At 76.4% G+C, this 14,085-nt stretch carries 16 protein-coding genes; 9 read left to right on the top strand and 7 right to left on the bottom strand.

The window, feature by feature from the left end; all coding sequences use genetic code 11:
- Positions 1-1,029, bottom strand: a 1,029-nt coding sequence (locus AB0B41_RS24945; protein ID WP_358207293.1) for an AAA family ATPase, incomplete at its 3' end; no start/stop codon positions are given.
- A 303-nt stretch (positions 1,030-1,332) separates the two neighbouring features.
- Between AB0B41_RS24945 and AB0B41_RS24940 the strand changes: the two genes are divergently transcribed.
- Positions 1,333-2,586 (top strand): MFS transporter, encoded by a 1,254-nt coding sequence (locus tag AB0B41_RS24940; RefSeq protein WP_358207291.1) that lies wholly within the window; start codon positions 1,333-1,335, stop codon positions 2,584-2,586.
- 3 nt (positions 2,587-2,589) lie between these two features.
- Here the strand turns inward: AB0B41_RS24940 and AB0B41_RS24935 are convergent, their stop codons facing one another.
- Positions 2,590-3,438 carry a uroporphyrinogen-III synthase gene (locus AB0B41_RS24935; protein ID WP_358207289.1) on the bottom strand — a complete coding sequence of 283 codons (849 nt, stop codon included), beginning with the start codon at positions 3,436-3,438 and terminating at the stop codon, positions 2,590-2,592.
- Between the two features lie 112 nt (positions 3,439-3,550).
- Between AB0B41_RS24935 and AB0B41_RS24930 the strand changes: the two genes are divergently transcribed.
- The 5 genes from AB0B41_RS24930 (at position 3,551) to AB0B41_RS24910 (ending at position 7,640) form a co-directional block, all read left to right on the top strand.
- A complete protein-coding gene (locus tag AB0B41_RS24930) occupies positions 3,551-3,769 on the top strand; it encodes a hypothetical protein (RefSeq protein ID WP_358207286.1) in 219 nt (72 codons plus the stop codon).
- Between the two features lie 67 nt (positions 3,770-3,836).
- Complete coding sequence (locus tag AB0B41_RS24925) at positions 3,837-5,207, top strand: cytochrome P450 (protein ID WP_358207283.1); 1,371 nt, start codon at positions 3,837-3,839, stop codon at positions 5,205-5,207.
- A gap of 42 nt (positions 5,208-5,249) precedes the next feature.
- On the top strand, positions 5,250-5,687 hold the full coding sequence (locus AB0B41_RS24920; protein WP_358207281.1) for a phage holin family protein: 438 nt from the start codon (positions 5,250-5,252) through the stop codon (positions 5,685-5,687).
- Positions 5,684-6,085: a DUF3618 domain-containing protein gene (locus AB0B41_RS24915; protein WP_358207279.1), complete on the top strand. Its 402-nt coding sequence runs from the start codon at positions 5,684-5,686 to the stop codon at positions 6,083-6,085. Before AB0B41_RS24920 ends, AB0B41_RS24915 begins: the two co-directional genes overlap by 4 nt.
- A 268-nt stretch (positions 6,086-6,353) precedes the next feature.
- On the top strand, positions 6,354-7,640 hold the full coding sequence (locus tag AB0B41_RS24910) for a DUF222 domain-containing protein (RefSeq protein WP_358207277.1): 1,287 nt from the start codon (positions 6,354-6,356) through the stop codon (positions 7,638-7,640).
- A 32-nt stretch (positions 7,641-7,672) separates the two neighbouring features.
- Here the strand turns inward: AB0B41_RS24910 and AB0B41_RS24905 are convergent, their stop codons facing one another.
- From AB0B41_RS24905 to AB0B41_RS24895, 3 genes are all read right to left on the bottom strand, one after another.
- Complete coding sequence (locus AB0B41_RS24905; RefSeq protein ID WP_358207301.1) at positions 7,673-8,215, bottom strand: alpha/beta fold hydrolase; 543 nt, start codon at positions 8,213-8,215, stop codon at positions 7,673-7,675.
- 256 nt (positions 8,216-8,471) lie between these two features.
- Positions 8,472-8,639 carry a hypothetical protein gene (locus AB0B41_RS24900; RefSeq protein ID WP_358207275.1) on the bottom strand — a complete coding sequence of 56 codons (168 nt, stop codon included), beginning with the start codon at positions 8,637-8,639 and terminating at the stop codon, positions 8,472-8,474.
- Positions 8,636-9,751, bottom strand: coding sequence for a glycosyltransferase family 9 protein (locus tag AB0B41_RS24895; RefSeq protein WP_358207273.1), 1,116 nt, complete (start codon positions 9,749-9,751; stop codon positions 8,636-8,638). The genes AB0B41_RS24900 and AB0B41_RS24895 overlap by 4 nt, the downstream gene beginning before the upstream one ends.
- Positions 9,752-9,850: 99 nt before the next feature.
- Between AB0B41_RS24895 and AB0B41_RS24890 the strand changes: the two genes are divergently transcribed.
- Together AB0B41_RS24890 and AB0B41_RS24885 are read left to right on the top strand one after the other, a co-directional pair.
- On the top strand, positions 9,851-10,966 hold the full coding sequence (locus AB0B41_RS24890) for a glycosyltransferase (RefSeq protein WP_358207298.1): 1,116 nt from the start codon (positions 9,851-9,853) through the stop codon (positions 10,964-10,966).
- Entirely contained in the window at positions 10,959-11,918 is a 960-nt protein-coding gene (locus AB0B41_RS24885; RefSeq protein WP_358207271.1) for a glycosyltransferase family 9 protein, read from the top strand. Before AB0B41_RS24890 ends, AB0B41_RS24885 begins: the two co-directional genes overlap by 8 nt.
- Here the strand turns inward: AB0B41_RS24885 and AB0B41_RS24880 are convergent.
- Both AB0B41_RS24880 and AB0B41_RS24875 read right to left on the bottom strand, forming a co-directional pair.
- On the bottom strand, positions 11,908-12,768 hold the full coding sequence (locus AB0B41_RS24880) for a glycosyltransferase family A protein (RefSeq protein ID WP_358207269.1): 861 nt from the start codon (positions 12,766-12,768) through the stop codon (positions 11,908-11,910). The two genes, AB0B41_RS24885 and AB0B41_RS24880, sit on opposite strands and share 11 nt — an antisense overlap.
- Positions 12,765-13,070, bottom strand: a complete 306-nt coding sequence (locus AB0B41_RS24875) for a hypothetical protein (protein WP_358207267.1) — start codon at positions 13,068-13,070, stop codon at positions 12,765-12,767. Before AB0B41_RS24875 ends, AB0B41_RS24880 begins: the two co-directional genes overlap by 4 nt.
- A gap of 147 nt (positions 13,071-13,217) precedes the next feature.
- Here AB0B41_RS24875 and AB0B41_RS24870 point away from each other — a divergent pair, with 147 nt between their 5' ends.
- Positions 13,218-14,060 carry a PIG-L family deacetylase gene (locus tag AB0B41_RS24870; RefSeq protein ID WP_358207265.1) on the top strand — a complete coding sequence of 281 codons (843 nt, stop codon included), beginning with the start codon at positions 13,218-13,220 and terminating at the stop codon, positions 14,058-14,060.
- The last annotated feature ends 25 nt before the right edge of the window (positions 14,061-14,085 follow it).

The raw sequence follows: 14,085 nt of genomic DNA, 5'->3' as shown, positions 1-14,085 counted from the left end.
GGCGGCGACGGCGGCGGCGTCGCCGCAGAGCACGGCGTGGTGCAGGATCCGCGCCTCGTCCCGCGGTTCCTGCGCGAGCAGCGCGGCCAGGACCGCGGCACCCAGCCCGAGCCGGCGGGCCCCGGGCAGCACGTCCGCCACGGCCATCCGGGACAGGTCGTGGCGGAAGTCCAGCCCGCCGTCCGCGAGCTCGACGATCCCGCGACGCTCGGCCGGCTCGGCGTCGCTGGCCCAGTCCGGGTGGACGGCGTCGAGCAGGGCCCGGTCGACGCGCGCGGGGACGACCGCGAGCAGGTCGAGCAGCGTGCGGGTGCGCTCCGGCAGGGTCGCCACGCGCTCGAGGACGACGTCGCGCACCGAGGCGGGGACGCCCTCGTCCTCGGCGGCGAGCATCTCGGTGACGAAGAACGGATTGCCCTGGGTCACCGCGTGCAACCGCAGGCCGAGGCCCGACCCGCCGGCCAGCGCGGACACCGCCCGGGCCGAGAGCGGGGCCAGGGCCACCCGGAGCCCGGCGGGCGGCCGGACCAGCGCGAGCAGCCGGCGCAGCGGCGAGCCGGGCAGCACCTCGCCGTCGCGGCAGGTCAGGACCACGAGCGCGGGGAGGGTGTCGAGGCGGCGGGCGAGGAAGGCCAGCGCGTCGACGGTCGCCTCGTCGGCCCAGTGCACGTCCTCGATCACGAGCACGGTGGTGGGGACCGACAGCTCGGCCAGCAGGAGGTCGCGCACCTCGTCCGCGGAGCCCGCAGCCAGCGCGGCGGCCAGGTCCGTCCGCGCCCGCCGCGCGACGTCGTGGAACGGGCCGTGCTCGCGGGCCGTCAGCAGGTGGTCGCACGAGCCGCGCACGACGCGCACGGCCCCGTCGTCGGCCGCCGCGGCCGTGAAGGCCCGCACCAGGCTCGTCTTGCCGATGCCCGCCTCGCCGGCCACGAGCACGACGCGGCCCTCGCCGCCCTGCGCGTCGGCCAGGGCCGTGCGCAGCGTCGCCAGTGCCGCCTCGCGTTCGAGCAGGTCCCGCCGTCCCTCCACCGTGCCTCCCCGCATCGCCGCCGGGCACCGAGTCTCGCAGCGGGGCGGCACACCGGACATGGGTGACCGACCACCTAGGTACCGCCCACGGGTGCCCATCTCCGCCGCTGCGCAGATCGGGCCTGATCTCTCGCGACCCCGACGACATCCGGCTGGAGCCCGTCCACGTGCCGGGCCGACAGGCTCTCCCGAGATGGGTGTCGGTCGCGCCGGGATGGGTGGCCGGCACCGATGAGCCGGAGCACCCCGGCGCCCGATCCTCCTCCCGAGGCCGCCACGGGGAGGCCGCGGGAGGACGGGGCCATGACGACGACCACCATCACGGCGACGCGGACGCACGAGGCCGGGCTCGCCCGCGTGCAGCGGCGCACCCTGGCCGTGCTCGTCGCGGCGCAGGTCGTCGGCGGGGCCGCGGTGAGCACCGGGGTCGTGATCGCGGCCCTGACCGCGGCCCGGCTGTCGGGCTCCGACGTGGTCGGCGGGTTCGCGCTGACCTGCACGGTGCTGGGCGCGGCGCTGGCCGCGGTGCCGCTCGCCCGGGCGGCGTCGTGTCTCGGGCGGCGCGCCGCGCTCGTCGGCGGCTGGACGACGGCGACCGTCGGCGCCGCGGGCGGTGCGCTCGCGGTGGTCCTCGGCAGCTGGGCACTCCTGCTGCTGGCGTGCGTGCCGTTCGGGACCGGGACGGCGACCGGCCTGGCCGCCCGGTTCGCGGGGACCGACCTCGCCGCCCCTGACCGGCGGGCCCGCGCGCTCGCCGTGGTCCTCGCGGCGACGACCGTCGGCGCCGTCTGCGGACCACTCCTCGCCGCACCGGCGCAGCGTGCGGCCGCCGCGGCGGGCCTGGTCCCCGGTGCCGGGCCCTACCTGCTCTGCACCCTGCTGTTCGCGTCGGCCGCGACGATCGTCGCCGCCGGCCTGCGCCCCGATCCGCTGCGGCTCGCCCGCACGCACCACCGTGCTGTGGACCTCGAGGAGCCGGCGCCCGAGGAGCCGCGGACGGGGACGCCGATCGCGCCCCTCTCCCTGGCCCTCGCCGTGGTGGTCGTCGCCCAGCTGGTGATGATCGCCGTGATGTCGATGGCGCCGGTCCACCTGGAGCACGGCGGCGCCGGGCTGGGGGTCGTGGGGCTCGCGATCGGCGCGCACTCGGCCGGCATGTACGCCCTCAGCCCGGTCTTCGGCTGGGCCTCGGACCGGTTCGGGCGGCTCCCCGTCCTCGCGGCCGGGGCGGGCCTGCTGGTGGCCGCCGGCGTCGTCGCGGGCACGGCCGGCCCGCACGACCACCTCCGGCTGACGGCCGGGCTGGTGCTGCTCGGGCTCGGCTGGTCCGCCGCGTTGGTCGCCGGGTCGGCGCTGCTCGTCGACACGGTCCCGCCGGCCGAGCGGCCGCGGTGGCAGGGCCGGGCGGACATCGTGGTGAACCTCAGCGGCGCGCTCGGCGGATCGGTCGCAGGCCTCACGGTGGCCGCGACCTCCTACGAGGTGCTGGCCCTCGGCTGTGCCGGGCTGGCGGGCGGGGTCCTGCTCGCCGTGCTGCGACGGGCCCGCCCCGCCTGACCGTCAGGCCCGGGCGGCCACCGCGGCCTCGAGCGCCCGCACCATCGGCCCGAGCCGGGCGCGCTCGGGCTGGACGTTGGGCACGCCGTGGGCCTCCAGCGGAGCCGCGGTCACCGGCCCGACGCAGACCACGAGGGTGCGCCGCAGGGCCTCGACCACCGGTTCCCGCAGGTCCCGCTCGTCGGCCCGGCGGAGCAGGCCGCCGACCGCGGGCGCGCTGGTGAAGGTCACGGCGTCGAGCCCGCCGGCCACCAGGCGGTCGGTGAGGTGGTCGACGGGGCCGAGGTCCGCGGGCAGCTCCCAGCGGTACACCGGCACGGTGACGACCTCGGCGCCGGCGGCCGACAGCGCGTCGACCAGGTCGGTCAGCGGGTCCCCGTGCAGCTGAAGGGCGATCCGCAAGCCGGCGACCCCGCGGTCCAGCAGGTGCTCCAGCACCTCGGCGGAGGACTCGGTGGCCGGGGACCACGCGTCGGTCAGGCCCGCGCCGCGGATCGCCCCGCGCGCCTTCGGCCCGCGCGCCAGGATCTCCCCGCGGCCGAGGGCCGCGACGAGCTCCTCCCGCAGCCCCCACCGCTCGGCCCCGGCCAGCCAGCCGCGGAACCCGACCCCGGTGGTCGCCACGACGACGTCCGGCGGCGCCGCGAGCAGCCCGCGGGTGATGTCGACGATCCGCTCGTCGTCCTCGACCTGGACGATCCGCACCGCCGCGCCGTGCAGCACCCGGGCGCCGCGCCGCTCGAGGAGCCCGGCGAGCTCCTCCGCCTTGCGCTCGGCCGTCACCCCGACGGTGAGGCCGTGCAGGGGCGCGGCCTGCGCGGAGGCCGTGTCCGTTCCCGACGCTGCTGCCATCGGAGCATGGTGACGGGCCGGGGGCCCCGATGACGAATCGGGCACCGCATCGTCACGCGACGGTCACACCGGCGTCGCGAGTGGATACCCGCGCGTCGGGTAGCACCCACTCATGAGCCGTGACGAGGACCCGCGCCCCGAGCGGGTGCGCACCCTGCACGACACGACGACCGAGGAGCGCTCGCCGGCCGCACCGCCGGGGTCGGAGCCCGACGACCAGGCCGAGGGCGTGGAGCCCATGGCCGAGGTGCCGGGCGGCCCGCAGGTCGACGTGCCCGCCGCGCAGGGCCACATGCCCGAGGACGACCCGACCGAACGGAGCCGGGACTGACGGTCCGGCCCTGCCCGACGTGCCCGGGGCCACGTGAGAACGGCGGGGCACCGGGTACGGGCCTGCCATGACCACGCAGCAGACCCCGCTCGACAGCCTGCCCGGCCGCACCGGCGAGCCCGGCCTGCCGCTCGCCTCCGGCCGCGACACCCTCCGCGTCGCGGGGGCGATCCTGCCCATCGTGGCGCAGGGGGTGATCGCGCGGCGCCGCAGCGTCGTCGCGCTGGCCAGCAAACTCGACGCCGACGGCCGCGGCGTCCGGATCCTGCAGGACGTCGCGACCCGTTACGGGCCCGGCCCGGTGCGGCTGCGGCTGCCGGGGCGGAGGGCCGCGCTCGTGCTCGACGGCGAGGGCGTCCGGCGGGTGCTCGACGGGACGCCGGACCCCTTCGCGCCGGACACCTGGGAGAAACGCAAGGCGCTCGGCCAGTTCCAGCCGCACGGCGTGCTCGTCTCGCACGGCGAGGTCCGCGCCGAGCGGCGTCGGTTCAACGAGGCCGTCCTCGACAGCGGCCACCCGCTGCACCACAACGCCTCGGTGATGGCCCGCGCGGTCGCCCAGGAGGCCGAGCAGCTCGGCCGCGAGGTCGACCGCAGCGGCGAGCTGGACTGGGACGCCTTCATCCGTGCCTGGTGGCGTTTGGTGCGCCGGGTCGTCCTCGGCGACAGCGCCCGCGACGACCACGACCTCACCGACGAGCTGACCCGGCTGCGCAAGGCCGCGAACTGGTCCTTCCTGCTGCCGCGGCACCGGGCCCGCCGGGAGCGGTTCCGCGACCGGGTGCGCGCGCACCTGGAGCGCGCCGAGCCCGGCAGCCTGGCCGAGATGATCGCCCGCACCCCGGCGGACCCGGAGGTCGATCCCGTCGACCAGGTGCCGCAGTGGCTCTTCGCCTACGACCCCGCCGGCGCCGTGGCGCTGCGGGCCCTGGCCGCGCTCGTCGCCCACCCCGCAGAGCTCGCGCGGGCCCGGGAGGAGATCGACGACCGCGACCTCGCCCTGCCCCAGGACCTCCCCCGGCTGCGCGCCGCCGTCCTCGAGTCGGTGCGGCTGTGGCCGACGACGCCGTTGCTGCTGCGCGAGACCTCCCGCCCGGTCCGGTGGGACGACGGGGAGCTCGAGGGGCGGACCGCGCTGGTCATCCCGACCTGGTTCCTGCACCGCGACGGCCGCACACGCGCCGACGCGAACCGCTTCGACCCGCAGCAGTGGCTCGACGGCGCCGCGCAGGAGGACCCGGCCCTGGTCCCGTTCAGCGCCGGCCCGGGCCGCTGCCCCGGCCGCGAGCTCGTCCTGTTCACGACGTCGTTGTTCCTGGCGCACCTGCTGCGTGGCCGGGAGCTGGAGCTCGCGGTCCCGGAGCTGGATCCGCAGGCCTTGTTGCCGGCCGGGGTGGACCCCTTCGCCGTACGACTGCGGGTGCGACCGACCGGGTGACCTGCGGTGTGTAGCGCCGGGCGCCGGGGGTAGCCGAGGGTCATGACCAGCTCACTCCATCCAGACCAGCGGGACGGGCCCGCCCGGCGGGACCCGGCCGAGCTGTCCACCGCCGACCTCCTCCGGCAGCTGTCCGACCAGGTCCGGACCCTCGTGACCGACGAGGTCCAGCTGGCGAAGGCGGAGGTGACGGCCAAGGGCAAGGCCGTCGGCATCGGGGCCGGGTTGGCCGGCGCGGGCACGATGCTCGCGCTCGCCGGCGGCCTGGCGTTCATCGCCGCCGCGATCGCCGCGCTGGCCCTCGTGCTGCCGGTGTGGGCGTCGGCGCTGATCGTCGGCGCGGTGCTCGTGGCGCTCGGCGGTGTGCTCGCACTCGTGGCCAAGAAGGAGATCAGCCGGGGCACCCCGCCGCTGCCGGAGCAGGCCATCGACAGCACCAAGGCGGACGTGGAGACGATCAAGCGGGAGGTCCACCGGTGAGCGAGCCGACCCCCGAGGAGCTGCGGGACCGGATCGCCGCCGAGCGCGCCGAGCTGGGCCGCACGGCCGCGGCGCTCGCGGACCGCGTCGACGTCGGCTCCCGCGCCCGTGCCGCCCGCGACCAGGCCACCGACCAGGTCAAGGCGGGCGTGGGTCAGGCGACCGAGCAGGTCAAGGCGGGCGTGGGTCAGGCGACCGAGCAGGTCAAGGCGGGCGTCGGCCAGGCGCAGGAGGTCGGGCGCGAGGTGCTGACCCGGACCGCCGGGACGGCCAAGCAGGCCGTGAGCACCCTCGACTCGGCCCTCGGGGGCCGGGACCGCACGTCGGCCGTGGCCGCCGGAGCCGGAGCCGCCCTCCTCGCGGTGCTCCTGCTCGTGCTGCGGAGGCGGCGGAGGTGAGAGTGTCGTCCGGGACGAGATGAGGGGCGCGATCCGTGGGGGTCGCGCCCCTTCATCTGTGCGGGGGCGCGAGGTGGAGTTCCGCAGCGGCACGTGCTCGACCATTCAGGTGCGGTGGGCTCGTTGGTGGGGAGCGGTGAGTGGGGCGCGACGAGTGGTTCGGGCTCCGCGCGACGCGGTCGTGGCGACACCTCGACGTCGCGCCGAATGGCCGGCGACCTGCGACGATAGACAACGTATCGAACATCAGTTCGAGTAGAATCAGAGCATGGACGCAGAGCCCGTCGGCACCGGGCGCGACCGCCTTCAGCAGGCCATCGCGCAGCTGGTCGACGCCGCCGGACCCACCGCCACGGCCGACGAGGTCATCGACGCGCTCCGCGCCTACGAAGAGGCCCGACGCTTCCTGGACCGGGCCGTGGTCGACGCCACCGCCGACCTGCAGCGGCGCGGTGTGTTCGCCGAGCGCGGCTATCGTTCCCCGGCCGGGGCGTTGAGCGACCTGCTCGGCTGGGAACGTTTCGAGGCCCGCCGCCGGGTGCTCGCCGCCGAGAACGTCTGCGCCCAGATCGGCCTCGACGGTGCGCCGTTGCCGGCCCGGCTGCCGGCCACCGCGACCGTGTTCGCCTGCGGCGAGGCCGGCCTGCGGCACGTCGAAGTCATCGCCCGGCTGCTCGACAGCGGCCCCGCCGGACGACTGCCGCCCGAGACCTGGGCCGGCGCGGAGGTCCAGCTCGCCGGCAAAGCCGCCGTCTACACACCCTCCGAGCTGCACACCTGGGGCACCCAACTCCTCGAGATCCTCGACCAGGACGGGCCCGAGCCCGACGACACCCCGCCCGCGCAGCTCAACGAACTCCGCCTGTTCCGCTTCCGCACCCGCCCCGGCGGCAAGGTGAGCGGCCGCTTCGACGCCGCGATGTTCGACGCCATCGCCGCCGCGGTCGACGCCGGCGCCGCCCCCCGCGACACCGACGACCACCGCAGCACCGCCGAACGGCAGGCCGAAGCGCTCGCCGAAGCCTGCGCCCAAGTCCTCTCCCGCGGGCGGTTGCCCGAGACCGGCGGCCGCCGCCCCCAGCTCACCGTCACCGTCCGCCTCGAAGACCTCGAACGGCGCGCCGCGTCCGCCGCACTGGAGTTCGGCGGCCGGCTCACCCCGCAGACCCTGCGCCAGTTGGCCTGCGACGCCGGGGTCATCCCGGTCGTGCTCGACGGCACCGGCGTCCCCCTCGACGTCGGCCGCCTCTCCCGCACCGTCCCCGACGGGCTACGCCGCGCGGTCACCGTCCGCGACGGCGGCTGCGCCTTCCCCGGCTGCGACCGGCCACCCTCCTGGTGCGAGATCCATCATGTGCGCGAATGGCAACACGGCGGCCCGACGAGCCTGGGCAACCTGGTCATGCTCTGCACCGTCCACCACCGGCTCATCCACCACTCCCTCTGGGAGATCCGGATGGTCGACGGCCTGCCCGAGTTCATTCCCCCGTCCTGGATCGACCGCAGCCGCACGCCCCGCCGACGACCACCACCGGTACTGACGCCGGTGGGATGAACGACGCGTGCGAGCCCGGGCGCTGTGGGACCTCAGGACGATCGAGCACCGACTCGATCTGCCGCATCCTCATCGCCATGATCCGCGAAACACGCGCTGACTCGAACACCCAGGGCACGCCGGAGGTGCCTCAGTGGGGATCTTCGGTGAACCGAAGGACCTCGGCGGCGAAGAGGTCGGTCCCGGTGTCGATGGCCACGTGCCCCTGTCCGGGCATCACGACGATCCGAGAGTCCGGCAGCGCCGCGTCCACGGCCTCTTCGGCCGATCGAAAGACAGGCAGACTCTCGCTTCCGTTCAGCAGCAGCGTCGGTACCGCGAGATAGGACGTTGCGGCTGACCAAGGCCGCCTCGAGAGCGCACAGCCCTCCGTACGAGTGGCCGAGAAGGTTCACCGGCTCCCCGAGCGAGTCCACCACGGCGGCCACGTCCTCGAACTCCCGCTCCATCGCGAAGTCCTCGGAGTCGCCGCGGCCACCGCGACCGCGACGATCGACGGCGTGGACCGTGTAGCGCTGCTCGAACGCCGGCAGGACGGGAGCCCACCGGCTGTGGTCGGCGGATGTCCCGTGCACCAGCACCAACGGCGGCCCGTCGCCGCGACGCCGGTAGGCGATTGGCGTGCCGTCCTGGGAAGTGACCTTTTCCTGGGTCGAGACGTCCTCCTGAAAACGTGCCGCGCTGGATGATCTCGCCGGCGGCGAAAAGCCTTGGCGAGGGAATTCTCGCCGTCTACGAAGCCGTCACGACCGCCTTACCCGCCCGACATCCCGTCCCGGACACGGCGAAGGGGCGCGATCCCGCAGGATCGCGCCCCTTCCGCGGACCGGCTCAGCGGTCGGCGTCGACCTGACGCCGCTCGTGCTCGGTGCGGGCCTCGAGCTCGTCGTCGTCGACGGGGTGCGGTGTCTTGGCGTGCTCGCGGTGATCCGGGTGGGCCTGCTCCTCGGGGACCATGACGTCGCGCACCTCGGGCTCGTTCTCTCGGGGAGTGCTCATGCGACCGGGATTCCCAGTGCGCCCGGTTCCACACCACAGGAGGTGCCGGCGAGGTCGAGTGCGGCGGCCACGACCTCGGCCGGCGGCACGTCGAGGCACTCGAGCGCGAAGGGGCAGCGGAACTGGCGGCACGGGCTGCACGAGACCGGGCGGCCGAGGACGGCGGCGGGCACCGACCGGGGCCGGTACTGGTCGACGTCCTCGGTGCCGGCGAACAGCACGGTCACCGGCGTGCCGACGGCGTCGGCGAGGTGCATGCCGCCGCTGTTGTTGGTCACGGCGACGGCGGCCCCGGCGAGCAGGCCGGCCAGGCCCGGCACGTCGACCGCGCCGGCCAGCGGGAACACCCCGAGTAGCCCGTCGGCGATCGACCGGACCAGCTCCTCCTCCGCCGCCGGACCGGAGACGACCACCGGGAGCCGGCTCCCCAGCCCGGCCGCGACCTCGCGGAACCCCAGGTACCGCCGCGACGGGCAGGAGGCGCCGGGCAGCAGCACGGCGTACGGGCCCGGGGACAGCCCGAGCCCGGCGAGCGCGGTCCGCGCGTCGCTGTGGCCCGCCGCCGGGACCGCGGCATGCAGGGTGCGAGCGGTCGCGGGGATCCCGAGCCGCCCGAGCAGGTGGAGGGCCCGGTCGACCTGGTGCAGGCCGTCGTCGGGGGCGGGCACCCAGTGCGTGAGCGCGGTTCCGCCGAACTCCTTCGACAGCCCGGCCCGGACCGGGATCCCCGCCCGCCGGCAGACCTCCGCGGCGGGCCACGGGGACTGCGAGAACGAGGTCAGCAGCACCGCGGCGTCGTGGGCGCGGCCCGCAAGATCGGCGACCAGGGCGGCGTCCGGGTCCCGGTCCTCGCCGGTCGGGCCGTCGATCTGCTGCCAGGACACGCGCGCGACCACGACGTCGTCGATCTCGGGCAGCAGGGCGGCGGCGGCCGCGCCCGCGGGCGAGGCGAGCAGCTCGATGCGGGCGTGCGGGGCCGCGGCCCGCAGCGCGGCGAGGGCGGGGCCGGTGAGCAGGACGTCGCCCAGGTTGTCCGGCCGCACGACCAGGATCCGGCGCAGCGCCGGCCAGTTCACGGGGGCGCCCACCAGGGCCGCCGGATGCTCGAACACGGTCAGGTGTGTTCCCGCCCGGCCGCCCGTCAACCCCGGCGTCGATCAACCCGCCCGTTTCGCGCCCTGCTCCTCGGGAACCGTCCACGGGTGATCGTGATGGTGCAGGGCGGGGCCGATCCCGCCCGCGACGGCGTGGCCGACTACACCGCCCACCTGGTCGAGACGCTGCGGGAGACCGGCGAGCACGTCGAGCCCGTGAGCGTGGCCGGCTCGCCCACGAGTGTCGCCCGCGCGGCGCGGCGGATCCGCGCGCTCGGGCCGGACGTCGTGCACGTGCAGTTCGCGCCCTCGGCGTTCGGCTTCTCCCCCTGGCCCGGCCTGCTGCCCGACCTGGTCCGGGCTCCCGTCGTGACGACGGTGCACGAGTACGGCTGGTGGGCCTCCCCGTCGTGGGTGCCCGGCCGGGTGTGGCGCGCGGTGGAGCGCCGCGGCGTCGACCGCGAGACCTGGCGGCTCGTCCCCCGCAGCGCCGCCGTGCTCACCACGAACGCGGGCCACGAGCGGACCCTGCGCGAGCGCATGGGCGTCGAGCCGGTGCTCGTGCCGCTGGCGCCGAACGTGCCGGACCTCGGACCCGCGCCCCGCACCGAGACGCGCCGCCGGCTCGGGGTGCCGGACGACGCCGAGGTCGTCGCCTTCTTCGGGTTCGTCCACCCCGTGAAGGGCGTCCGGTACCTCGCCGAGGCGCTCGCCCGGCTGCGCGCCGAGGGCCGGGACCGGCTGCACCTGCTCGTCGTCGGCGGGTTCACCTCGCTGGCCCTGCCCGAGGACGAGGCACAGGCCTTCCGGACCGAGCTGCTCGGCCAGATCGAGGCGGCGGGCGTCGCCGAGCACGTCACGGTGACCGGGCACCTGCCCGAGAAGGACGTCTCGGCCGCCCTGCACGCCGCCGACCTCGCCGCGTTCCCCCTGACCGCCGGCGCCACGACCAAGAGCGGCGCGCTGCTGTCGGCCTTCGCGCACGGCCTGCCGACGGTCGTCACCCGCGCCGACCCGCCCGATCCCGAGCTGGTCGACGGGGAGACCGTGGTGGTCGCCCCGACGGTCCGCGACGGCGCGGCCCTCGCCGACGCCCTCCGCAGGCTGCTCGACGACCCGGCCCTGCGCCTGCGCGTGGCCGCCGGCGGGGACGCGGTCGGCGCCGCGCGGAGCTGGGAGCGGATCGCGGAGCTGCACCGGAAGATCTACGCCGAGGTCCGTGCGGGTGCCTGACGACATCCTGGTCATCGACCTGCTCGGCGGGCTGGGCGACCTGGTCATGGCGCTGCCCGTGGTGCACGGGCTGGCCGAGCGGTTCCCCGGGGCCGCGCTGCGCGTGCTGACCCACGACCCCGGCGCCACCCTGCTCGAGTCCGATCCCGCCGTGGCCGAGGTGCTGCGCGCGGAGAAGGGCCGGGAGCGTGCGGCGGTCGAGGCCGCGCTGGAGAACACCGACCTCGTCGTCAGCACCACCCGGCTGCACGGGATCCCGGACCTGGTCGAGGAGCGCGGGATCCCGGGCGTCACGAACCTGTGGCGCTCCCCGCCGCCCGACGAGCCGGTCTCCCGCCGCTACGTGCGGATCCTCGCCGGGGAGGGGCTCGTCGCGCCGGAGTACCGGCCGCCGCGGATCCACCTGACCGACGCCGAGGTCCGCGCGGCCGACGCCGACCTGCCGACGGGTGTGCCCGTCGTGCTCGTGCCGGGCGCCGGGATGGCGGTGAAGCTGTGGCCGCACTGGGCCGCGCTCGCCGACCTGCTGGACGAGGTCCCGGTGGTGGCCGTCGGCCCCGGCGCGCCCGTACCGGAACTCCCGCCGACGGACCTGCGCGGCCTCGCGGCCCGGTTCGCCGCCGTCGCCCGCCGCGGCGGGGTCGTGGTGGGCGGCGACACCGGTCCGGCACGCGTCGCGGCGGCGGTCGGTGCCCGCACCGTCGGCCTGTTCGGCCCCACCCTCGCCGCCCGCTACGGGCTCGACGACCCGGCCACGAACCTGCAGGGCCTGCCGGAGTGCCCGCACCGGCGGGCCACGGCGATCACCGAGCAGATGTGCTGGTGGGAGGCCCGGTGCCCGCTCACCGCCACCGGAGGGCCGGCCTGCATGGCCGACCTCCCCCCGGCGGCGGTCGCGGCCGCGGTGCGGGCGGCGCTCCCGGTTTCCCGATCCCCGGTCTTCAGCCCCTGAGCACGCCGTCGGCGGTCACCGGGCGGTCCGGGATCGTGGTGCCCGACTCCAGGTGCACGGCGCCGGACGGCAGGATCCCGGCCCCGCCGAACTTCGCCATGACCCGCTGCTCGGCCACGACGTCCTCGCCCACGGCCTCCTCCGGCACGTCCCGCCAGAAGTCGAAGCCGCCGACCGCCACGAGCGCCTCGCGGTCGTAGAGCACGCAGCCCGCCACCCAGGCGATCTTGTAGGCCAGCCGGCGCTCGCCGGCGCGGAGGTGCCTGCGGGCCAGGTGGATCGGCGTGGCGGCGTTGTGCAGCCGCCAGCGTTCCCACTCGGGGGTGTCCGGGTGCAGCGTCTCCGGGACCGGCGCGCCCTCCCAGCGCTCGAACGGCTCCTGCTCGGCGGGCCGCTCGTCGTCGAGGTGCGACAGGCCCTGCATGGCCGCGCCGACCATGCCGCAACCCAGCTCGGTGATCGCCTCGTGCAGCAGCGCGATCGTGCCGGGCGCGAGCCAGACGTCGTCGTCGAGGAAGAGCACGTACCGCGCGGTCGAGGCGCCCAGGAGCGCGGCGCGGTGCTCGACGACGCCGCGGCGGGGCAGATGCCGACGGGTGCGGACCCGGTGTCCCCGCAGCTCCAGCACCCGGATCATCGCCTGCGCGGGCTCGGTCTCGTAGGAGGCGGCGGCGTCGGACTGGTCCGAGACCACGACGTCGAACGGATGGTCCTGGGCGGCCAGGCCGGCCAGCGTGGTGGCCAGCTCCACGGGGCGGTTGCGGGTGGGCACCAGCACCTCGACGGCCGCCGCCCCGCTCCCCTCCCCCGGGTCGGCCTCGATCCGGCCCGGGCTCGTCGCGCCGGTCACGCCGCGGGGTCCACGACGACCATGGTCCACCCCGGTTCGTGCCGGTCGAAGGTCTCGTACGCCTCGACGGCGCCGGTCATGCCCTCCCGCGTGGTGACGGCGCGGCCCTCGTCGAGCCGGCCGAAGGCGATCAGGTCGATGATGCGCGGCAGCCGCGCGCGGTGCGGGCAGTTGCCGGCCTTCACGGTGAGGTTGCGGTTCATGACCTCGCCGATCGGAAACGTCGCCGCCCACTGCGCTGCCTGCGAGGGCGCGGCGCACAGCGCGATGTCGCCGGGCCCGTTCCACACGACGACCTTCATGCTCGTCCACCTCTCGGGTCGGGGTCGTTCCGGGCCGCGGCTACCCGGTCCGGGCCGTCGCATGCGGCCGGACATCCCCTCGCCCGGGTGCATGGCGGGTGGCGCACCCGGGTAGTCGCCCAGGCATGACGGTGCAGGTCGTGCCGCGTGTCGCGGAGGGGCGGTGAGCTCGTCGTGCGGGGGCCCTGTGATCCCTGGCTCGCGGCCGTCGCCGCCCGCGGCCGCTTCACCGGCGCGCCCGCCCTCCCGGTCCCGGACGTCCGGCGGTGCGTGGCCGCGACCGCGCACCTCCACGAGGAGCTCTGCGCCGCGGGCGGGCTGATGGCGACGCTCGCCGAGGCCGGCTGCGCGGTCGAGGCCCTCGCCGTGACGGACGGCGACGGCGGCCCGGAGCGCCCCGGCGCCCACTCGCGCGACCGCGCGGAGAACCACGCGGAGAACCACGCGGAGAACCACGCGGAGAACCACGCGGAGAACCACGCGGAGAACCACGCGGAGAACCACGCGGAGGACCACGCGGAGGACCGGCGCGACCGGCCGTCGGTCGCTCGCGGCTACACCGCGCTGCGTCTCGACCCGCTGCGCCGCTACCGGCTCGGCCTGCCGGCCCCACTGCCTCCGCCGGACGACCGCCTCGACGCCGGATCGGACGTCGAGGCCGCCCTGGCCGACCTCGTCCGCGCGGACCCGGAGGGCACGCTGCTCGTCGCGCCGTGGGAGCAGGACGGCCACCCGGACCACGACCTCGTCGGCGCGGTGGCCGCCCGCGTCGCCCGGGAGCACCGCGTCCGGCTGCTGCGGTACGTGCTCGAACCGTGGCGCGACGACGGCACACCCTCCGGGATCGCGCTCCTCCCCCGGCAGGCGGTGCGGCGGTTCCGGCTCTCCGGCGGAGTGCTGCAACGCAAGGACCGGGCCGTCGCCGGCCTCGCGGCGGGGCGCGCGGACACCGGGCCCGGCTGCGCCGAGGCGGAGCTCTTCCTGGTGTGACGGCGGGTGAGCCGCGCCGGGGTGT

This window comes from Pseudonocardia sp. NPDC049154 (genome assembly GCF_040648315.1).
Lineage (GTDB): Bacteria > Actinomycetota > Actinomycetes > Mycobacteriales > Pseudonocardiaceae > Pseudonocardia.
This window is presented reverse-complemented; position numbering and strand designations above follow the sequence as displayed.

Excerpts from the sequence above, each read along its gene's own strand:
- AB0B41_RS24940 (WP_358207291.1), top strand. The coding sequence starts at position 1,333 with ATGACGACGACCACCATCACGGCGACGCGGACGCACGAGGCCGGGCTC.
- AB0B41_RS24935 (WP_358207289.1), bottom strand. The coding sequence starts at position 3,438 with ATGGCAGCAGCGTCGGGAACGGACACGGCCTCCGCGCAGGCCGCGCCC.
- AB0B41_RS24930 (WP_358207286.1), top strand. The coding sequence starts at position 3,551 with ATGAGCCGTGACGAGGACCCGCGCCCCGAGCGGGTGCGCACCCTGCAC.
- AB0B41_RS24925 (WP_358207283.1), top strand. The coding sequence starts at position 3,837 with ATGACCACGCAGCAGACCCCGCTCGACAGCCTGCCCGGCCGCACCGGC.
- AB0B41_RS24920 (WP_358207281.1), top strand. The coding sequence starts at position 5,250 with ATGACCAGCTCACTCCATCCAGACCAGCGGGACGGGCCCGCCCGGCGG.
- AB0B41_RS24910 (WP_358207277.1), top strand. The coding sequence starts at position 6,354 with ATGGACGCAGAGCCCGTCGGCACCGGGCGCGACCGCCTTCAGCAGGCC.
- AB0B41_RS24900 (WP_358207275.1), bottom strand. The coding sequence starts at position 8,639 with ATGAGCACTCCCCGAGAGAACGAGCCCGAGGTGCGCGACGTCATGGTC.
- AB0B41_RS24890 (WP_358207298.1), top strand. The coding sequence starts at position 9,851 with ATGGTGCAGGGCGGGGCCGATCCCGCCCGCGACGGCGTGGCCGACTAC.
- AB0B41_RS24875 (WP_358207267.1), bottom strand. The coding sequence starts at position 13,070 with ATGAAGGTCGTCGTGTGGAACGGGCCCGGCGACATCGCGCTGTGCGCC.